20 protein-coding genes are annotated in these 20,295 nt (G+C 64.2%); 11 read left to right on the top strand and 9 right to left on the bottom strand.

The genetic code is table 11. The features are described from left to right. Positions 1–2: 2 nt before the first annotated feature. From recF to dnaA, 4 genes are all read right to left on the bottom strand, one after another. On the bottom strand, positions 3–1,166 hold the full coding sequence (gene recF / locus DFR67_RS08650) for a DNA replication/repair protein RecF (RefSeq protein ID WP_110469118.1): 1,164 nt from the start codon (positions 1,164–1,166) through the stop codon (positions 3–5). Positions 1,167–1,190: 24 nt separating this feature from the next. After that, positions 1,191–2,090: a phosphogluconate dehydrogenase (NAD(+)-dependent, decarboxylating) gene (gene gnd, locus DFR67_RS08655; RefSeq protein ID WP_110469119.1), complete on the bottom strand. Its 900-nt coding sequence runs from the start codon at positions 2,088–2,090 to the stop codon at positions 1,191–1,193. Between the two features lie 126 nt (positions 2,091–2,216). Beyond that, positions 2,217–3,386, bottom strand: a complete 1,170-nt coding sequence (dnaN, locus tag DFR67_RS08660; protein ID WP_110469120.1) for a DNA polymerase III subunit beta — start codon at positions 3,384–3,386, stop codon at positions 2,217–2,219. A 675-nt stretch (positions 3,387–4,061) separates the two neighbouring features. Next, positions 4,062–5,657 (bottom strand): chromosomal replication initiator protein DnaA, encoded by a 1,596-nt coding sequence (gene dnaA / locus DFR67_RS08665; RefSeq protein ID WP_110469121.1) that lies wholly within the window; start codon positions 5,655–5,657, stop codon positions 4,062–4,064. A gap of 441 nt (positions 5,658–6,098) precedes the next feature. Between dnaA and rpmH the strand changes: the two genes are divergently transcribed. The 9 genes from rpmH to DFR67_RS08710 all read left to right on the top strand — a co-directional run bounded on the left by rpmH (position 6,099) and on the right by DFR67_RS08710 (position 12,763). Further along, positions 6,099–6,242, top strand: a complete 144-nt coding sequence (gene rpmH / locus DFR67_RS08670) for a 50S ribosomal protein L34 (RefSeq protein ID WP_084837894.1) — start codon at positions 6,099–6,101, stop codon at positions 6,240–6,242. A gap of 47 nt (positions 6,243–6,289) precedes the next feature. Next, positions 6,290–6,655 carry a ribonuclease P protein component gene (gene rnpA, locus DFR67_RS08675; RefSeq protein WP_211324974.1) on the top strand — a complete coding sequence of 122 codons (366 nt, stop codon included), beginning with the start codon at positions 6,290–6,292 and terminating at the stop codon, positions 6,653–6,655. Then, a complete protein-coding gene (gene yidD / locus DFR67_RS08680) occupies positions 6,655–7,011 on the top strand; it encodes a membrane protein insertion efficiency factor YidD (RefSeq protein WP_110469122.1) in 357 nt (118 codons plus the stop codon). Before rnpA ends, yidD begins: the two co-directional genes overlap by 1 nt. Positions 7,012–7,014: 3 nt before the next feature. Then, on the top strand, positions 7,015–8,226 hold the full coding sequence (gene yidC, locus DFR67_RS08685; RefSeq protein WP_110469123.1) for a membrane protein insertase YidC: 1,212 nt from the start codon (positions 7,015–7,017) through the stop codon (positions 8,224–8,226). 47 nt (positions 8,227–8,273) lie between these two features. Beyond that, entirely contained in the window at positions 8,274–8,897 is a 624-nt protein-coding gene (locus DFR67_RS08690) for a Jag family protein (protein WP_110469124.1), read from the top strand. Between the two features lie 150 nt (positions 8,898–9,047). Continuing rightward, positions 9,048–9,713 carry a 16S rRNA (guanine(527)-N(7))-methyltransferase RsmG gene (rsmG, locus tag DFR67_RS08695; RefSeq protein ID WP_110469125.1) on the top strand — a complete coding sequence of 222 codons (666 nt, stop codon included), beginning with the start codon at positions 9,048–9,050 and terminating at the stop codon, positions 9,711–9,713. An 11-nt stretch (positions 9,714–9,724) separates the two neighbouring features. Continuing rightward, positions 9,725–10,717 carry a ParA family protein gene (locus tag DFR67_RS08700; protein WP_110469126.1) on the top strand — a complete coding sequence of 331 codons (993 nt, stop codon included), beginning with the start codon at positions 9,725–9,727 and terminating at the stop codon, positions 10,715–10,717. A 65-nt stretch (positions 10,718–10,782) separates the two neighbouring features. Then, positions 10,783–11,799, top strand: coding sequence for a ParB/RepB/Spo0J family partition protein (locus DFR67_RS08705; RefSeq protein ID WP_110469249.1), 1,017 nt, complete (start codon positions 10,783–10,785; stop codon positions 11,797–11,799). A gap of 256 nt (positions 11,800–12,055) precedes the next feature. Beyond that, positions 12,056–12,763, top strand: coding sequence for a hypothetical protein (locus tag DFR67_RS08710; protein ID WP_110469127.1), 708 nt, complete (start codon positions 12,056–12,058; stop codon positions 12,761–12,763). On the opposite strand, the gene DFR67_RS08715 is transcribed toward DFR67_RS08710, so the two are convergent. From DFR67_RS08715 to trxB, 3 genes are all read right to left on the bottom strand, one after another. Then, positions 12,734–13,912: an N-acetylmuramoyl-L-alanine amidase gene (locus DFR67_RS08715; protein WP_110469128.1), complete on the bottom strand. Its 1,179-nt coding sequence runs from the start codon at positions 13,910–13,912 to the stop codon at positions 12,734–12,736. The genes DFR67_RS08710 and DFR67_RS08715 overlap by 30 nt on opposite strands. Positions 13,913–14,117: 205 nt before the next feature. Next, positions 14,118–14,450, bottom strand: coding sequence for a thioredoxin (gene trxA / locus DFR67_RS08720; RefSeq protein WP_110469129.1), 333 nt, complete (start codon positions 14,448–14,450; stop codon positions 14,118–14,120). A 65-nt stretch (positions 14,451–14,515) separates the two neighbouring features. Next, positions 14,516–15,502: a thioredoxin-disulfide reductase gene (gene trxB, locus DFR67_RS08725; protein WP_110469130.1), complete on the bottom strand. Its 987-nt coding sequence runs from the start codon at positions 15,500–15,502 to the stop codon at positions 14,516–14,518. A 215-nt stretch (positions 15,503–15,717) separates the two neighbouring features. Between trxB and DFR67_RS08730 the strand changes: the two genes are divergently transcribed. Next, a complete protein-coding gene (locus DFR67_RS08730) occupies positions 15,718–16,632 on the top strand; it encodes a phosphatase PAP2 family protein (protein ID WP_146240403.1) in 915 nt (304 codons plus the stop codon). Positions 16,633–17,302: 670 nt separating this feature from the next. Here DFR67_RS08730 and mug read toward each other — a convergent pair. Together mug and sigM are read right to left on the bottom strand one after the other, a co-directional pair. Next, positions 17,303–17,881 carry a G/U mismatch-specific DNA glycosylase gene (gene mug / locus DFR67_RS08740; protein ID WP_110469133.1) on the bottom strand — a complete coding sequence of 193 codons (579 nt, stop codon included), beginning with the start codon at positions 17,879–17,881 and terminating at the stop codon, positions 17,303–17,305. Positions 17,882–17,952: 71 nt separating this feature from the next. Continuing rightward, entirely contained in the window at positions 17,953–18,549 is a 597-nt protein-coding gene (gene sigM / locus DFR67_RS08745) for an RNA polymerase sigma factor SigM (protein ID WP_110469134.1), read from the bottom strand. Positions 18,550–18,858: 309 nt separating this feature from the next. Between sigM and DFR67_RS08750 the strand changes: the two genes are divergently transcribed. Beyond that, entirely contained in the window at positions 18,859–20,292 is a 1,434-nt protein-coding gene (locus DFR67_RS08750; protein ID WP_110469250.1) for a stealth family protein, read from the top strand. Positions 20,293–20,295 lie beyond the last annotated feature (3 nt).

Here is a 20,295-nt window from a genome sequence, read left to right on the forward strand (position 1 = left end):
GATCAGCTCACCAGTTCCGATGTCCGGACGCCATCTGCCTCGTGGATGTTCACCGATACCGTCCTACCGCCGATCGAGGCAGGTATGTCGTCGGCCACCGCCGCGGTGATGAGGACCTGTTCGGCGGTGCCGGCCACGTCAGCCAACTTCTCGCGGCGGCGGGCGTCGAGTTCGGCGAAGACGTCGTCGAGGAGAAGTACCGGCTCCACCCCGTCCGAGCGCACCAATTCCACCGAACCGAGTCGCAGGGCCAACGCAAACGACCACGATTCCCCATGGCTGGCGAATCCTTTCGCCGTCTCGGTCCCCAACAACAGATCGACATCGTCGCGGTGGGGTCCGACCAGGCACACACCCCGGTCGATTTCCTTCTGACGCAGGCTCGCGAGATCGCTCAGCATCGCTGCCTCGATGTATTCGACATCGGCCGACTCCCCCTGCTGCGGCGTTATGTCCACCGAGATCGACGGGCGGTAGCGCATGCTTGCCAGCCGCGACTGCGGTGCAATGGTCGAATATGACTGTTGCACATGGGGTTCGAGTTCACGGACCAGGTCGATCCGGGCTGCGGTGACCTGCGCTCCGAAGTCGGCGAGTTGGGCATCCCAGACATCGAGCGTGCTGATCACCGAGTCCCCGTCTCCGCGACGCAGTGCCGACGACGCGGTCTTGAGCAGCGCGGCACGCTGCCGGAGCACCCGGTCGTAGTCGGCCTTCGCAGCTGCCCAGCGGGGTCCCCGCATCGCGATGAGTTCGTCGATGAACCGGCGCCGTTCGCCTGGATCGCCCCGGACGAGCGCCAGATCCTCCGGGGCGAACATCACGGTCCGCAGGATCCCGAGGATGTCGCGAGGCCGCCGGCACGGAGCCCCGTTGATCGCGGCCTTGTTGGCCCGCGCACCACCGATCAGCAGGTCGACGGTCAGTTCTCGACCATCGTTCTCCACGGTCGCGGATACTTTCGCCTGCTCCGCCCCGGTCCGGATGAGCGGCGCGTCCGTACTCACCCGATGTGACCGCAGCCCCGCGAGGTAGTAGAGCGCCTCGAGGAGATTGGTCTTGCCGAAACCATTTCGTCCGACGAAAAGAGTTGTGCCGGTGTCGAGTTCGACCGACACATCCTCCCAGGAGCGGAAGTTGCGAAGGCTCAGGTTACGGACGAACACCTCGTCAGATCAACTCCCGCGGGCTCACTGCGACGATGCGGACTTGGGAACCACCGAATGGCCACCGAACTGGTTGCGCAGGGCCGAGACCGCCTTGAGTGCGGGTGACCCGCCCTCTTGACGCGACGCAAAACGCGCAAACAATGCCGCGGAGATGACGTTGGCAGGCACCGAATGCCGAATTGCCTCCTCGACAGTCCAGCGACCCTCGCCGGAATCAGTGGTGTAGTCGGAGATCTCGGCCAGACCGGGATCCTCCTGCAACGCTTTGACCAGCAGCTCGAGCAGCCAGGACCGAACCACGGTGCCATTGGTCCAGGCGCGCAGCGTACCGGTGACATCTTCGATGAGCGGTTCGGCGTCGAGGATCTCGTATCCCTCGCCGTAGGCGTGCATCAGTCCGTACTCGATGCCGTTGTGCACCATTTTGGCGTAGTGACCTGCGCCGACCTGCCCGGCATGGACGAACCCGTCGGCACGCTCACCGGGCGGGCGCAGAGCGTCGAAGATCGGCATGGCGCGCTCGACGTCTGCCTTCGCACCGCCGCACATCAGGCCGTAGCCGTTCTCCAGACCCCAGACACCGCCCGAGACACCACAGTCGATGTAGCTTATTCCCTTGGCGCTCAACAGTTCTGCATTGATCGCGTCGTCGGTGTACTTCGAGTTGCCGCCATCGATCACCAGATCACCCGGCGACAAGGTCTCCGACAGTGTGCGCACCGTCGACCTGGTCGGCTCTCCGGAAGGAACCATGACCCAGACGATCCGCGGCGCGTCGAGCGCCTCGGTGAGTTCGGCGAGGGAGCCGACGTCGGTGACCTCAGGACGCGGGTCGAATCCGACGACCTCTATGCCTGCGTCCTTGATACGGGTGCGCATGAACCCACCCATCTTGCCGAGTCCCACCAAACCCATTTGCATGGTCGATCACTCCTTCGCCGATGACGTCTCACTGCGGTCCGGTGTCCGCTGCAACCATTGTTGTCGAGCGGCGCCGGTGCCGCTCACCTTTGGGTGCGGTCCGGATCACCGTCGTTCAGAACACGATCAGCCGGGCAGGCGGACCGGCATCAGCAGGTACGTGTACTCGCTGTTCGGCGCGGCGTAGGCGCCGTTGTCGTCAGGGGTGGGCTCGGCATCGGATCCCGGACGCAGCACCGCGGGACGCGACGGGGTGGTGAACCCGAAGTCGACGGTCGCGGCGTGCAACGAACTGAGGCCGTCGAGCAGATATCCCGGATTGAAGGCGATGGTCAGCGGGTCGCCGTAGAACTTCACGTCGACCTGCTCCTCGGCGCGACCTGCATCATCACCGCCCGCCGTCAGCAGCACGGTGTCCTCACCGAATTCGAGTCGAACCTGGGCGCCGCGTTCGGCGACCAGTGCGACGCGCTTGATCGCCTCGGTCAGCGGAGCGATCTCGATGTTGGCGACCGAGGTGTGGCTCGGCGGCAGCAGCTGCCGGAACTTCGGGAACTCCGCATCGAGCAGACGGGTCGTCGTACGCCGTCCCGAGCCGAGGATGCCGAGCAGACCGTCTGCGCCGATGCTCCCACCGGAGCCGAATGCCAGTCCCACGGCTGAGGTGCCGTCCGAACCTGCGGTCCTGGCCGCCTCCGCCAAGGTCTTGGCGGGCACGAGGACCGCCGAGGTGGTGTCGGGGACTTCTGGGGTCCAGGTCAGCTCACGAACGGCGAGCCGGAACCGGTCCGTCGCGGCGAGCACCACGGTGTCACCCGCGATCTCGAGCCGGATGCCGGTCAGCATCGGCAGCGTGTCATCTTTGCCGGCCGCGATCGCGACCTGCGTGATCGCCTCCGCGAAGACGTCCGACGGGATGGCTCCGGTGTTCTCGGGGACGTCCGGCAGCTGCGGATAATCCTCGACCGGCATCGTCGGCAGCGAGAACTTCGCACTGCCGCAGACGATCGCGACGCGCGTGCCGTCGAGTTGCACGTCCACGGGTTTCGCCGGGAGGGCGCGGGTGATGTCGGCAAGCAATTTGCCGGACACCAGCACCTGGCCCTCGTCTGCCACCTCGGCCGAGACGTTGACCTGCGCCGAGACCTCGAAGTCGAATCCCGACACCGAGAGACCGGTGTCGGTGACCGTCAGCAGCACACCACCAAGGACCGGCACCGGAGGCCGGCTCGGCAGGCTACGTGCCACCCACGCGACCGAATCTGCGAACTCGTCGCGAGTCACCCGAAACTTCATTGTCTTCAGCTTGCCCTTCTGGTTGATCGAGCTGAGCCTGCTTGGTCGAAGACAGTCTTCGACCGGGCGGCGTGCGCCAGGGTCTCCACTCTAAGGCGGATGACAAGTATTCGGTGCCGATGGGGTCGTCTGGGCTTCTTGTGATTCGGCCCAGGCCGATGCCTGTGGAGACGACTTGTGCACACCCTTGCTTTTAAAGAGCTTTGTTGAGAGATAAATTCTTCGTAGTAATAGGTCCTGTGAATTTGTGGATGACCGGCACATTCGGCTGGTATCGGCGCCGGCGGCCTGGGGGCGAAATGTCAGCCGGTCGTGCACCAACGTGACGTGCATGTGAACAGGGCGCCTCGGTTCGGGAAAGGTGCACTGTCTATCCACAGATTTCGGTAGTTATCCACCGGCTTGTGCACAGGCAGATCTGCTCGGGGCCGAGGTTGTAATTCGGGCGGAAACGTATCCAAAGTCTCATCGTTGGGTTGAGAGTGTGGCCGCCGTTGGGTTGAGAGTGTGGCGCCGTCGGCGGGCGATGGGACGCGTCGAGCGTGCCGTTTGGGACGCCGACTCGGTGCAAGCAACGGCACGATGAAGGCGCGCAACGGCACGGACGATGCATCGAAGGGCACGCTCGACGTGCGTGAGAGCCCGGTGAAAGGGCGCGGTGAAAGGGCGGGGCGCCTAGCGGCGTGAGCGCTGTTTGATGCGCGCGGTGAGTTCCTGCACCTGGTCGTACACACGACGACGCTCGGCCATCTCCTTGCGGATCTTCTTGTCCGCATACATGACGGTCGTGTGGTCACGATCGAAGGTCTCGCCGATCTTCGGCAGCGAGAGATCGGTCAGTTCGCGGCACAGGTACATGGCGATCTGGCGAGCTTGTGCGATCGACCTGGTCTTACCCGGTCCGCGGAGCTCCTCGATGCTGATGTCGAAGTACTCCGCGTTGACCGCCAGAATGGTGGCGGCAGTGATCTCCAGGCTCGCCGAATCGGGCAGCAGGGCCTGCAAGACGACATCGGCGAGTGCGGTGTCGAGTTCGGAATGGTTGAGCGAGGCGAACGCCGTGACCCGGATCAGTGCGCCCTCGAGTTCGCGGATGTTGCGTTCGATTTTCGAGGCGATCAGTTCGAGCACGTCGTCGGGTACCCGGATGTCGTCCATCTGCGCCTTCTTGCGCAGGATGGCGATGCGGGTTTCCAGCTCAGGTGGCTGAACGTCCGTGATCAGACCCCATTCGAAGCGGGTCCGGAGGCGGTCTTCGAGGGTTGCCAGCTGTTTCGGAGGTCGATCCGAGGAGACCACGATCTGCTTGTTGGCGTTGTGCAGGGTGTTGAAGGTGTGGAAGAACTCTTCCTGGATACCTTCTTTGCCCTCGAGGAACTGGATGTCGTCGACGAGGAGCACGTCCATGTCGCGGTACCGCCGCTTGAACGCCACCCGGCGGTCATCACGCAGCGAGTTGATGAAGTCGTTGGTGAACTCTTCGGTCGAGACGTACTTGACACGCATCCCAGGGAAGAGTCGCTGCGCGTAGTGGCCGGCCGCGTGCAGCAGGTGGGTCTTGCCCAGGCCCGATTCACCCCAGATGAACAGCGGATTGTAGGCGCGGGCCGGCGCTTCGGAGATCGCCACCGCGGCCGCGTGTGCGAACCGGTTGGAGGCTCCGATGACGAAGGTCTCGAAGGTGTACTTCGAATTGAGGCTCGAGTCGCCACTGGAATCGGACTTCGATGAGGAGTCGGCCGAGAAGTAGCTCGACCATTCACCGCCGTTGCCTCCGGCCCTGGCGAGGTCGCGGTCGCGGTCGGCGAAGGTCTCCGGCGGAGGTGAGATGTCGGTTCGTCCCGGCATATCGGTTCGCCCGGGCATGTCTGGGCGTCCGTAGCCGTCGGGACGCGTGAGCCGTGAACTGCCGTAGTCGTCCACCGGAAGGGGACGGCTGTCTTCTTCGGCGAGGTCGGCTGCGCCGTCGAGTACCGAGTCGGCGGCGATCGGATCGATACGCACGGCCAGATCGACCGAATGCCCGAGATGGCGGCTGAGTGCGGAGACGATCGGCTCGCGGAGTCCGCGTTCGATCTGTTCCTGAACGCGGGGGGTCGGCACGGTCAGGAGTGCGAACCCCTCGGCGAGGGTCAGGGGCCGGACAAGTGAGAGCCAGGCCTTCTGCTGTTTGGACAGGGGAATCCGGTTGCCTGCGGTGTCGTCGTTGAGCTCGTTGACAACCTGGTGCCAGATCACGCTGAAGGAATCGTGATCGGAATCCGCTGGCATGGTCGTCCCTCCTGGTGGTTCGTCACCAATTGTCCACACCGTTATCCACAGGTGTGGAGCAATAGGAAGACACAGCGAACCCCAGATGGGTTAACGCGATTCCGCCCCGGGTGGATAGCTTGGGTGAAGTTAACAGAGATCGGCGCGGCGCCACAACTGGACACCACATGTTGCAGGTAAAGGCAAGAATCTCCTGAGAACAGGCGTGTCGTACCTCGATGCCGCAGGTCGCGGGTGGTTAGCGCATCCGCGCGCGGTTTGACCCTGATGCCGGTCATCAGTAGTCTCGAACGGTCGCCGATCGTCGATTCCGGCCACTGATCTTCAGCACCCGCAAGGGGGCTGGGAGGTAGCCGACGCATCGAGGTAGCGACCAGACCACCGATTAACAAGCTGGGCTCAATCAATGACGCGAGCCCGTCACCATGAGGAGATTTGGCCGTGGCCAAGGGCAAGCGGACTTTCCAACCGAACAACCGTCGTCGTGCACGTGTGCACGGCTTCCGGCTGCGCATGCGTACCCGTGCAGGACGCGCAATCGTCAACACTCGTCGTCGCAAGGGACGCGCGAGTCTCACGGCCTGAGTCGGCCGCGGTATCGCTGCCTGCGTAGCCGGCCGCAACTTATCGTGTTGGCACCACCGAACCGGATCACCCGGCGGTCAGACTTCACCCGCATCCTCAAACAAGGGGTGCGGGTTGGTCGGCGTGATGTGATCGCGCATGTGTTGGTGCCGTCGCAGCCCGACCTCATTACCCTTGGTGGTCCGAGGTTCGGGCTGATCGTGGGCAAGTCGGTCGGCAACTCGGTGGTTCGCCACGCGGTGTCGCGTCGACTGCGCGCCGCCGCTCGAGGACTCCTCGCGGACTGCGATCCGGCAGCGCTGATCGTGGTGCGCGCACTCGGCGGTAGCGCGAACTGCTCGCAACCAGATCTCGAACGGCAGTTGTCGTCGGCAGTGTCCGCGGCGATGCGTCGCATCGAGGCGACTGTGTGATGGGAAACCCCCCCGGCGTGCGCAGGTCGTCCATCGCCACCTGGCCGCGACGAGCGATCATCTTCCTGATCGAGCTCTACCGCACCTGGGTCTCCCCCATGCGTCTGCCCACCTGTCGGTTCGAACCGACGTGCAGCACCTATGCGGTCGAGGCACTGACCGAGTACGGCGCACTCCGTGGTGGACTGTTGTCGCTGATCCGTCTCGCCAAGTGCGGACCGTGGCACAAGCCGGGTTACGACCCCATACCTGAGCGCCGGAACGCCGATGACGAGCACACCTGCCGGCAGCAACCTACCGAACTCGACCCCAACGCGGCCAAAGAGCCGGATCTTGTTGTAACAGTGAGGAACTGACGCGTGCTCGATTTCATTTACTGGCCGGTCTCGGCCATCATGTGGGTATGGTACGAGGCGTTCAGCTTCCTCCTGCCCAACTCGCCGGGTGGCGACGGCATCGCCTGGGCCCTGTCGGTGGTGTTCCTGGTCTTCACCCTGCGCGCCATTCTGTACAAGCCGTTCGTCAAGCAGATCCGCACCACGCGGAAGATGCAAGAGATCCAGCCCCAGATGCAGGCGATCCGTAAGAAGTACGGCAAAGATCGCGTGAAGATGACCGAGGAGATGCAGAAGCTCCAGAAGGAGCACGGATTCAATCCCCTGCTCGGTTGTCTCCCGATGCTGGCTCAGATCCCCGTCTTCATCGGGCTGTTCCATGTGCTGCGCTCGTTCAACCGAATGGGCACCGGTTTCGGTCAGCTGGGCATGACGGCTGAAGAGACGCGGTCGTACGGCAACTACATCTTCAATGTCGATCAGGTCCAGAATTTCCTGGATGCTCGGCTCTTCGGCGTTCCTCTCTCGTCGTACATCATTCAGCCGACCTCCGAGTGGGTCGCCTTCAGTCCTCCCGGGGAACCGGTCGACTTCACGCGTCTGAACATCATCATCTTGGTGATCCCGCTCGTGATCATCTCGTCGATCGCCACGCACATGAACTCGCGGGCCTCCGTGGCGCGGCAGAGCGAAGCTGCCATGGAGAATCCGCAGACGCGGATCATGAACAACCTCGCGTTGTACGTCTTCCCCCTGGGCATCCTCGTGTCAGGCGCCTTCTTCCCGGTCGCGATTCTTCTCTACTGGGTCTCGAACAACCTCTGGACCTATGTGCAGCAGCACATCGTCTTCGGAAACATCGAGAAGGAAGAAGAAGCCGAGAAGGCCGCAAAACTCGAGAAGCGGTCAAACAACGCACCGAAGCCGGGCGCCAGACCTCAGGCGGCGAAAGCGGTCACGACCAAGCCCAAACCCGGAGCGAAGCCGGCGGACAAGTCGAAGCCGGCCGGTAAGTCGGAGTCGCAGACGGTGGACATGTCGAAGGGCAGTGCGGCGGCAGCGGGTGCAGATACTTCGTCAGAGGAATCGGAGGAGACAGCCACGTCTCCGGAGAAGCCGAAAGCAACCGGCTCCCCCAGTTCCAATGGCGCGAAGAAACCGACAGGCGGACGTCCGGCCACAGGGCCCGGCGGAGGACGCGGCGGGAACCAGCAACGACGTAAGAAGCGGCGCTGACCCATGACCGGTCAGTACCCCGAAGAGTGCAAAGCGAGGGAAGTTCGATGAGTGCAGAGACCAAGGATGCGGTGGTCGAGGAATTGATCGACGAGCCGGCGGCCGACGAGCAGCCGACCGGGCAACTGCCGGTGGACGGTGAGACAGCGGAGACCGAGACCGTGACCGCGGCAGACGATGCGGACTCGGACGACTCCGGTATGACCGACGAGGAGCGACTCGTCGAAGAAGGCGAGATCGCGGGCGACTATCTCGAGCAGTTGCTCGACGTCCTCGACTTCGACGGCGACATCGATCTCGACGTCGATGGGGACCGCGCGATTGTCAGCATCGACGGTGGATCCGATCTCGTGAAGTTGGTCGGCAAGAACGGTGAAATCCTCGACGCGCTCCAGGAGCTGACCCGTCTCGCGGTTCAGCGGACCACGGGCGACCGTAGCCGTTTGATGCTCGACGTCGCCCGCTGGCGTGCCGACCGTCGTGAGCGCCTTGCTCGGCTGGGCAATGAGGTTGCCGAGCGCGTGCGTGACGGCGGGGAGCGTGAAGAACTCGATCCCATGTCTCCGTTCGAACGGAAGATCGTGCATGACGCGGTGGCTGCCGTCGACGGCGTGTACTCCGAGAGCGAGGGCACAGAGCCCAATCGACGAGTCGTTGTCCTGAAGGGCTGATTCGCACAACTGACGCAGTGGGCCCCGGCGGTGTCGCCGGGGCCCACTGCTATCTCCAGGCATAGTTACAACGGTGTTGTTTACAGACCGTCCCGGGCTCCCCCGGACGGTGTGGGTGATAGTTATGTTTCACGTGAAACGGAGGACCGGATGACCGCTGAGTTCGAGGGCGAGGGTGGGGACCAACTCCGATCGGCAGCAGCATCGGTGTTTGCAGACCGACTGCCGACTGCTGAGAAGTACTGGGAGGCGCTTGCGAACGCCGGTCTCGAGCGGGGACTGATCGGACCGCGCGAGGTTGACCGGCTCTGGGGACGGCACATCCTGAACTGTGCTGTGATCGCCGAACTGCTCGAGGACGGGGAGTCGGTGGTCGACATCGGCAGCGGAGCAGGGCTGCCAGGTATCGCAGTTGCGATTGCGAAGCCGACTGTCCAGATGACCTTGGTCGAACCGCTACTTCGACGCGCCACTTTTCTCGAAGAGGTGGTGAGTGAGCTCGGAATCGATGTCCGGGTGATTCGGGGACGTGCAGAAGAGAAATCGGTGGTGAAGATCGCGGGGCGTGCCGACGTTGTCACGTCGCGCGCGGTGGCCCCGCTCGATCGTCTGGGCAAGTGTTCCACTCCCCTGCTGCGGCCCGGCGGACGGTTGATTGCGATCAAGGGTTCGTCGGCTGCCGAGGAAATAGCCACCCACCTCGGGACGCTGGGTCGTATCGGTTTGTCCGGACTTCGGGTTGCACAATGCGGCACGGATGCACTGCCGACGCCGACAACTGTGGTGTTGGCGACGCGGGTTGGTGGTCGTCGGTGACAGAGCGCAGAATGTTCAGCAGGCGTAGCCGAAGGAGTGACAGCGTGTCCAACGAATCGCATGTTTCACGTGAAACTGTTTCACGTGGAACCAGCGCGTATGAGGCAAGACCCCAACCACACGACGACACCCCAATTGCCGCGGCGGCCGAACGGGCCAGCCGCGTGTTGACCCCGGGAGGCAGCGGAGCCCTCCCTCGACCGCGGCACACCCGCATCATCACGATCGCGAACCAGAAGGGTGGCGTGGGTAAGACGACCACCGCGGTGAACATGGCCGCTGCCCTCGCTGTGCATCAGCTACGTGTTCTGGTCATCGACCTCGATCCACAGGGCAACGCCAGTACTGCCCTCGGCGTCGACCATCGGTCAGGCATCCCCTCGGTCTACGAGTTGCTGATCGGTGAGGTCGACTTCGCAGACACGATCGTGCAAAGCGCGAGCAACGAGAACCTCTTCTGCGTTCCGGCAACGCTCGATCTCGCAGGCGCGGAGATCGAACTGGTCTCGATGGTCGCTCGAGAAAACCGCCTTCGCAATGCTCTGGACAAAGCGACGCTCGAGAAGTACGACTTCGACTTCGTCCTGATCGACTGCCCACCGTCTTTGGGACTGCTGACCATCAATGCGATGGTTGCCGCGCGCGAGGTCATGATCCCGATCCAGTGCGAGTACTACGCGTTGGAGGGTGTCAGTCAGTTGCTGTCGAACATCAACCTCGTCCAGGCGCACCTGAACCCCGAGCTGCACGTGTCGACCGTCGTGCTGACGATGTACGACGGTCGGACCAAACTAGCCGATCAGGTGGCGGCGAGCGTACGTGAGCACTTCGGCGACCGGGTACTCAACGCCGTCATACCCCGGAGCGTGAAGGTATCGGAGGCGCCTGGATACGGCACCACGATCATCGAGTACGACCCGGGTTCACGTGGAGCGATGAGTTACCTCGACGCTGGACGAGAACTTGCGTTGCGTTCGGAACGAGAAGAGGAGGGACGGTCGTGAGCGATCCGGGAGCGAACAAGGAAAGTGGCGCCGGAAAGCCGCCGGCCAAGGGCGCCGGCGCGCGGCTGACAAAACGACAGGGCGGCCTTGGCCGTGGGCTCGCCGCACTGATTCCGACGGGTCCCACAGAGGGCCCTCGTATGGGATCTGCGGCCACTGATGTGATGTTCGGGGCAGCCAATCGACTGGCGGATACCGAGCAGCAGAGCGCGAATGCGCCGGTGCCCACTCCCCCGACGGTGACCGATCCGCGAGGCGTCGATGAGGTGGGCGCGGTGTATCGGGAGATCCCCCCGACCCTGATTCAGCCCAATCCGCAACAACCGCGTACCGCCTTTGACGAAGAGGCGCTGGCCGAGCTGGTGCACTCGATCCGCGAGTTCGGGCTCATGCAGCCGATCGTGGTACGCCGGCTGCCCGAGCCCGACGGCGGTGCCGAATACCAGCTCGTCATGGGCGAGCGCCGGTGGCGCGCCAGCCAGGAAGCCGGGCTCGAATCGATCCCGGCGATCGTTCGCGAGACCGCCGATGGCGACATGTTGCGCGACGCGCTGCTGGAGAACATCCACCGAGTGCAGTTGAACCCCCTGGAGGAAGCAGCGGCGTATCAGCAGTTGCTCGAAGAGTTCGGCGTCACCCACGATGAACTGGCGAGTCGACTCGGCCGTTCGCGGCCGGTGATCACCAACATGATCCGGTTGCTCCGTTTGCCGATCCCGGTTCAGCGCCGCGTTGCGGCCGGTGTCCTGTCTGCCGGTCACGCACGCGCATTGCTCTCACTCGATGCGGGTGCCGATGCCCAGGAGGCACTGGCCGCCAAGATCATCGCCGAGGGGATGTCCGTCCGGGCGACCGAGGAGGCGGTGACGCTTGCCAACCGCGGTGACGGCAAGACCACTCCCCCCTCGCCGAAGCGTAAACCGATGCAGATGCCCGGCCTCCAAGACGTCGCGGAGCGGCTCTCGGACAAGCTCGACACTCGGGTGACGGTGGCCATGGGGAAGCGAAAAGGGAAAATAACTGTCGAATTCGGGTCGGTTGGCGACCTCGAACGGCTTGTCGAGATCATCGCCCAAAAGTGAAAACTTCGCCGCGTATTTCCGCGTACGCAGGTATGCGGCTAAAACGTCACAGTGACAAAGGACTGGTGTTCGGGCCTTCGAATGCGTCGAATCCTCTATCCGGCAACCGATTTCGACTCCGCGACCGCTCACCGCAAGCGGATCTGCGCGATCGCATATGCTGGAGCGTGTTCGCAGCAGTTTTCGGTCGATTCGGGCGCCGGGAAGATCTCATCGGTGCCGGAACCGGGCGATTTGAAGGAAAGGCGTCGGTGCCGTGTCGGTAACGATAGCGCCACTGACGATGGACGGATTCGAAAATCTCTCCTCGCACAGTCGACGTTGTGTTTTCTGGGAGATGGATCCGAACCTCATCCCGGACAACCCGGGCGGGGTCGCATTCGAGAGCGAGTTCGACAAAGAAGCCTGGGTCTCGATGATCCTGCTCGAGTGGGGTACCTGCGGACAGCTCGCCGTGAGTCGGCACACCGGCAAGGTCGTCGGTGCGGCGTTCTACGGCCCACCGAGGAGCGTCCCGAGGTCCCTGCTCTTCCCTACCTCACCGGTGTCGGCAGATGCGGTCATCTTGAATTCGCTCTGGGTCGACCCCGGCCATGACGAAGCAGCCGCCGCACTGACTCAAGCGGTGATCGTTGATCTCACCCGGCGTGGGGTTCGCGCCATCGAGGCGTTCGGTATCGTCCGGTCGGCGCACACCGGTCCGAACGAGGATCCGGAGAACGACGCGATCTGCCCGCGGTGCATGATCGACGCGCACTTCCTGAAGGGCGAAGGCTTCGACGTCGTGTCCGCTCACCACCGCTACCCGAGATTGCGGCTCGCACTCGACAACGACCTCGGTTGGAAGGCGGGCGTCGAGAGTGCGCTGGAAAAGCTGGTGGTGATGGCGGCCATCGATGTGGCCGGCCGAGAGCGGACCGCAGTGCCGGTCGGCTCAGCGCGCCACTTGCTCCGAGGCGAGTAGTTCGGCGAAGGTGTACGTGCCGGTGGGCTGATCGTCGCGACCCAGAAGGTACAGCCGCTTGACGGCCACCAGGATCGCTTCGGCGATCGTGTCACGTACCGCTGGATCACTGAGTTGGGTCGCATCATGAAGATTGCTGATGTAGCCGATGTCGAGCTGTACGGCCGGCATCTGACTGCGCCGCAGGATCTCCCACGTGCGCTCGTGCGAGCGGCAGTCACGCAGATCCGTCCTGGCAACGATCTCGCGCTGGATGAAGCCTGACAGCGAGCGTCCGATGGTCGACGACGAGCCGTGGGTGGTCCCGTAATGGAAACTCGCCACGCCGCTCGCGCGACTGTTGGGGTAATGCGCACACCGCAGGGCGATCAGCAGATCAGCGCCGATGGCGTTGGCGGTACCGGCACGCTCTTCGTCGGTGGGGTTCTCGTCTTCGCGCCGGGATACGAAGGTCTCCATACCGGCGGCCGTCATGCGACCCACGAGGCGGTCGCTGAGATCCCACAAGATCTCGGCTTCGATGGCCGACTCTGCGGGATCGGCATCGGGATGGTCGCCTCCGGAGCCCGGATCGATGACGATCCGCTTGCCGGACAGCTGCGGTCCGCGACGGCGGACGTGTTCTTCTTCACGAATGGCGTGGGGCGAACCTCCGGTGACGCGGGTTCCGAGTTGTTTGAGCGATCGCAGAGTCGCCGGGCCGCAGATGCCGTCCGGATTGAGTCCGTAGTCGCCCTGATAGTTGCGGAGGGCGTTGTGGGTGTCGACGTCGAAGTGCCCGTCGACAAGACCGGTGTAGAAACCCAGGTTCTGCAGCCGGGACTGCAGTGTTGCCACGTCGTCGCCGTGCATGGGCGCCGACGTGAGGTAGCACAGCACGCGGGCACCCAGGCGGTAAGAGGATTCGCGAAGCGCGCCGAAGGTGGCCGGGCCGACAACACCATCGACGAGCAGGCCGCGCTGCTGCTGGAATGCGCGCACCGCCTGATCTGTCGCGACATCGAACACAGCCTCGGGCAGTGCCCAACCGTTGGGGTCCACGAGCCGTCCCGTCGGCAGAGGCGCGTCGGTCAAGAAGCCCTGGCCAGCGAGGATGGCACGTATTTCGGCAACAGCCGACCCGTGGTCTCCCAACCGGAACAACGGCATCGCTCGGCCTTCCTTCTAGCAATCGGTCACGCGTGGCGAGTGGGCAACCAGGGTGCCTGGTCGGCACCCCCGTTCGCACCCGAACTAGCTAAGAGTGTCTCAGCAATGGCCCTTGGGAGCCAATACGGCCAGGCACCAGTTTGGTGACCTTTGAGATCAAGATACTGGTGTCTGGCCGCGGTGGTGAACGCTGGTGCGGGTGCTCCTACTTGCCGAGAACCCCGTCGAGTTCGCGCAGCAGCGCCGCTTTGCCCTTGGCGCCGACGATCGTCTTGGTGGGTTTGCCATCTTCGAACAGGATCATGGTCGGGATCGACATGATCTGGAAATCCCTTGCAACGTTGGGGTTCTGGTCCACGTCGAGTTTCGCGACGGTGAGCTTTTCAGAGTTCTCACCCGCGATCTCCTCGAGGACCGGCGCTACCATCTTGCAGGGTCCGCACCAGGTTGCCCAGAAGTCGACCAGGACCGGTTTGCCGGATCCCAGCACCTCTTCTTTGAACGTGGCGTCGGTGACGGCGACGGTGTTGTCTCCCATTTTTGTTCTCCTTTTCACACGTGGTCGAGGTCCGTTCGGATGAACGGAAGGGGGTTGGATCGGGGTCAGACCTGCACGCCGGCGGCCTCAGGGACCTCGGCGGGCGCGATATCGGCCTGGTCTGCAAGCCAGCGCTCTGCGTCGATCGCTGCCGAACATCCGGAACCGGCGGCGGTGATCGCCTGCCGGTAGGTGTGGTCGACCAGGTCACCGGAGGCGAAAACGCCAGGCAGCGAGGTGTAGGTGCTGCGCCCCTGCACCTTGACGTAGCCCTCGGAGTCGAGATCCACCTGTCCCTTCACCAGGGCGCTTCGTGGATCGTGACCGATCGCCACGAACATGCCGGTCACGTCGATGGTCGACGTCGCGCCGGTGACGGTGTCCACCAGTTCGAGTCCGGTGACCGACGTCTCGCCGAGGACCCTGCCGATGGTGGCGTTGGTGATGAAGCGGATCTTGTCGTTGGCGCGGGCGCGCTCGAGCATGATCTTCGAGGCCCGGAACTCTTCCCGGCGGTGGATCACAGTCACGCTGCGGGCGAACTTCGTGAGGAAGGTGGCCTCCTCCATCGCGGAGTCGCCGCCGCCGATGACGGCGATGTCCTGGTCGCGGAAGAAGAACCCGTCACAGGTCGCACAGGCCGACACGCCGCGGCCGAGCAGGTCCTGCTCTCCCGGGATGTCGAGGTAACGGGCGGCAGCACCCATCGCGAGGATCACGGACTTGGCGCGGAAGGTCTCACCGCCGGCGTCGACCTCCTTGATGTCACCGGCGAGCCGGACCGCGTCGACGTCGTCCATCCGCAGGTCGGCGCCGGAGCGAATGGCCTGTTCCCGCATCTCTTCCATCAGTTCAGGACCCTGGATCCCCTTTTGGAATCCGGGGAAGTTCTCCACCTCGGTGGTGGTCATCAGTGCCCCACCGAATTGGGTGCCCTCGAAGACAACAGGCGACAGCTCGGCGCGTGCCGCGTACACCGCGGCGGTATATCCGGCCGGTCCCGATCCGACGATGATGACGTCGTGGACGGTGTCGGTTCCTGGTGCGCTCATCAGTGCTCCACTTTCCTATCTGGGTATTCTTACTTGGGCTTTTGTGCCGCGAGCAGATGATCCGGGGTCGGCATCTGGTCTGGTCTTGCTTTGATTCTCTACCCGCGATGGATAACACCAGCGTAAGGGGATCTGTTCCCGCACCACAGTGTGGCGGCAGAACACCGGGCCGAACGCTGTGAAGGCACTCAGCTACGTCAGGCACCATGGAGTGCATGATTTCGAGGTCCCTGCGCCGGCCGGGCGCTCCGCGCGCAATGCCTGCCACCGGCCCGATGGTGATGTCCCTGGGGTGGTCGGCGCTGTTGATGGCGCTGATGGCCGGTGTCTACCTGGTCGCCGTGCAGACCCGAGCGGGCCAGGAGCTCGACCAGCGGGCCTTCCTGACCCTGCGGGGAACCGGCGCCACCGCGGATGTCCCGCATGTCGTCGGGCTGGGCTCGGTGACGGACGTACGGCTCTGGGTGGTGTCGATCGTGGCCATCGTCGTGCTGGGACTGTGGGCCGGGCGCCGGCTGAGCATCGCCCCGCTGCTTGCCCTTCCGGTGATCGCGATCTTGGTGACTCAGTTCCTGCGCGACGAGCTGCTCACCCGGCCGGGGTTCGATGCGTTGTCCTGGGCCACGAACACCTTCCCGAGCGGACACGCGGCAGCAGCGGCGGGTTGTGTTGCAGCGATCGTGCGCGCTGCACCGCGCCGGATCGCGCCCGTGCTGGCAGTCGCGGGGGTGGGCTGGCTGACCCTTGTGAGCCAGGACCTGATGGTGTGGGGATGGCACCGTCCGAGCGACCTGCTGGGTTCGATACTGCTCGCGGCAGCGCTGATGCACCTCGTGCCTGCAGCCGCGGGAGGGGTCGGTGGTCGCCGGATGCTCACCGTCGTACTCACAGCAGTGGTGGCTGCTACCGGGCCTCTCCTATGGGCGGTCGCAACCGATCATCTCGCCGTTGCGCCCGTCGGCCTGGTGGCCGCTGTGGCCATCGCGTCACTGGTCGCCGATGGTGGTGCGGCTGATCGTGGCCGGGTTCCCCGTATCGCACGCGGCGCCGACCACGAGCGCGTCAAAACGTCCGATCGTGCCCGTGGCCAGCAGGATCACCGTGGACGGCTCACCGCCGGTATCGAGTGACCCGACCCCGAGCACAGGTGCGCGGGGCGCGACACCGTTCGCGGCGAGACAACGATCACGGGCCGCGACGTCGGGAAAGGCGCTGGTGTCGCTGCGGCCGAGCGCCGCGAGCAGGGCGGGTTCCGTGGGCACCCCGACACTGGTGGGACCCGGTCGGTCGTCCGCGACCACCGGCTGTGCCGGATCGCCGGTGAACGCGAACGTCGTGGCCACCGCGATGCCGGCGACGGCCGCGGCCGCCGCCAGGCCGACCACGACACGGGAGTGTCTGCGCCACAGCGGTATCGGGGTCGTCGTCGACTCCTGGTCGCGCAACGAGCGCAGTGTCGCGTTCACCGTGGCCTGCGCATGCTCCGGAATCGGCTCGGACTCCGCGCCTGCGTCGCGGAGCTGATCCGTGGTGGCCTCGAGTGCATTCCAGATCGCCATGGAATCGGGGTCGGCCAGCACGCGAGGCCGTAGCTGCTCCGCGATGTCGTCGGGATAGACGCCGGCGTGCAGGTCGGCCACGACGTCAACGGAATAAGGAGGTTCGGGCACCTCCGTAGGCGCCCCGCCCCGACTTCCGATACCGAACATCGTCGTCAGCTCCAGTTCCCTCGTCTTTGTGATTCCCAGCTAGGACGTCGTGGTGTCGCACTTGGTTCCCGGTTACCCGGCCCGAGTTCTCTCACACCACTCCTGCGGCGAGCGCCGCCTCACGATAGGCCTGCGCGAGGGTGTCGACGGTGTGGTGCGCATTGAGACCGCTGGGGTTGGGCACCACCCAGACCTCGGCATCGGAGATCGCCGAGTCGCCGAGGCGTCGATCCTGCCGTCCGGCCGCCGCCTTCTTCTCTCCGAACGCCATCCGGTAGGCGGTGATCCCCGCGACGGCGACGACCCGCGGCGCCACCCGTTCGACGGTCGCGACGAGTTCGGCGGCGCCCTCTCGGAACTCGTCGGCGGACAATTCGTCGGCCCGCGCAGTGGCCCGATGGACCATGTTGGTGATTCCCACTCCCCGCTCGATCAGCAGGTCACGGTCTTCCGGTTTCATGCCTGCGGAGGCGTCGATCACGCGGTCGACGATCCCGGCTCTGTAGAGAGCCGGATAGAAACGATTGCCCGGCCGCGCGAAGTGTGCACCGGTCGCTGCCGTCCACAGGCCCGGGTTGATACCGACGAACAACAGTCGGCAATCGGGACCGATCAGGTCAGCGATCACTGCATCCCGAAACGATTCGAGTTCAGCGCGAGTGAAGCCCATGCCTCCAGTAGACCCGATGATGGGTTGTTTTGGCGAACAAACGGCCAGTTGGCCACCGCCAAGACGACCCATCAGGGGTTGCTGGTGGGCTCATCCGCCGTATTACGCAGATGCCCAAGCACCACAGCAAGTTTCGCGCGTCCGCGGGCGCATCTACTCTTGATGGTCCCGTCGGGGACACCGAGCAGGGCCGCGGCCTCGGCGATCGAATAGCCCTCGATGTCCACGGCCACAATGGCATCGCGTTGCTCCGGCGGGAGGGTGTCGAGAGCGCGTCCGACAGACATCGACAGGTCGATGTCGCCGTGGTGGTCACGCGGGTCGGCGAATTGACTGACGTCGAACTCCGGCAACGGGACGGTCAGCCGAGACTTGTTGCGCCGAATACGATCCAAGCTCGCGTTGACCACGATGCGATGCAGCCAGGAGCTCACCTTGGAGTCGGCGCGAAAGCGGTGAGCCATGCGATGGGCGTTGAGCAGCGCGTCCTGTAGGGCGTCGGCTGCGTCTTCGCCGGTATGTGAAGTACGGCGGGCGACGGCCCACAGATGGCCTTGGTGGCGGGTGATCAGGATGCCGAACGCATCGCGATCCCCGGACACATGCGCAGACAACAATTCCTCATCGGTACGCGAATCATCCCCACCGACCTTCCCCCACTCGGCCATGGATGGAGACTAGTGGACCGTCATGTCTCGCGCGAGGGGGAACTGTAAAGCATCTGTTTGATGGACGACGGGCGTCCGGCACTACACTGGTTGGATCCCGGGGACTTCTCGGCCGTCCCCGGAAGGATTCACATCACCTTGTCGTCTGCACCGCACGAGATCTATCTGCTTCCGCCGGAACCCTCCCGTCACGAGGCCGTTCTGCAGGAATCTGCCGCGTCGGTGGCCCGGCTCGGCGAGCGGCCCGATGTCGTCGGATTCGAAGGCAGGTACGCGCTGCAGATCACGTCGACGACGCCGCAGGAGGCGATGGTCGAGGATCTACTCTTCATCCGGTCGGTGCTCGACACCACCGGTATCGAATATCTGCTGGTCCGGGGCAATGACGAACGTCCGGTCATCGCGATCGCGTGGACCGATCGCGCCGCTCTCAAGGCTGCGTTGGTCGACGCCTGCGTACGTGAACCGTTCTATTCGAAGACCGTGGATGCAGAGCGCGGCAAGGCCGTGCTGGTGGGCGACGGTCTGCTCTCGGTGTCACCGAAGGCTCGCATCTTCCGGCTCTACCGGCCACGGGTCGAGCCGACGAGCGGACTGAACTACGGCGCTGCCACGGGTGTGCAGATCGAACTGTGGTCGTTCGACGACACCGATATCGTCCTGCCGATCGAGAACTCGCTGACCAGGCGCACCGTCCGGCGTGACGAGGCCGTGCGGGGCACCGTGGAGCGCTTCGGCAAGACCTGGCCGTCGATCGAGAACATGTTCGCCGGACACGCCTCGGACATCGGGTTCGAGATCGACCTCGTGTTCTCGTGGGTCGACGGTTCGTCGGCCGAGTTCCAGGCGCAGCGTGCCAAGCGGATGAAGAACTACGTCGTCGGCGAAGGTGATACCTCACCGGCGCGCTTCCGTCAGATCGACGAGCTGAAATACGCTCTGCGGTCGGTTCACATGTACGCGCCGTGGATTCGGCGGATCTTTGTCGCCACCGACTCGCCCCGCCCGGCGTGGCTGGCCGACGATCCGCGGGTGACCTTCATGCCCAGCGAGAACTTCTTCGCCGACACCTCGGTGTTGCCGACGCACAACTCTCAGGCCGTGGAGAGCCAGTTACACCACATACCAGGGCTTTCCGAGCATTTCCTCTACTCCAACGACGACATGTTCTTCGGTCGTCCGGTGGGGCCGCAGATGTTCTTCTCCCCCGGTGGTATCAGCATGTTCATCGAAGCCGACACCCGGATCGGACTGGGGTACAGCGATACCGATCGCAGCGGTTTCGAGAACGCAGCTCGCGTGAACCGCCGCCTGTTGCAAGATCGGTTCGGGCTCATGACAACCCGGCATCTCGAACACGCTGCCACCCCCCTGCGCAAGAGTGTGATGGCCGAGATGGAGCGCGAGTTCTCCGACGAGTTCGCGGCCACGGCTGCCAGCGTGTTCCGTGCCAGCACCAACATCTCGGTGACCAACTCGCTGTACCACTACTACGCGCTGATGAGTGGCCGGGCCGTGGTGCAAAAGGATGCGAAGGTCAAGTACATCGACACCACCGGTTATGCGGGTCTGAAGGCGATGGAGAAGATGCTGCCCAAGCGCGCCGTCGACTTCTTCTGCCTCAACGACGGCAGCTTCCCCGAGGTGGACCTCGAGCTCCGGACGAAGATGGTCACCGATTTCCTGGATCGGTACTTCCCGATCGTGGCCCCCTGGGAGATCACGTCGCCGACGGCCCGGTGACCG

The sequence above is a fragment of the Williamsia limnetica genome (assembly GCF_003217475.1).
GTDB lineage: Bacteria > Actinomycetota > Actinomycetes > Mycobacteriales > Mycobacteriaceae > Williamsia > Williamsia limnetica.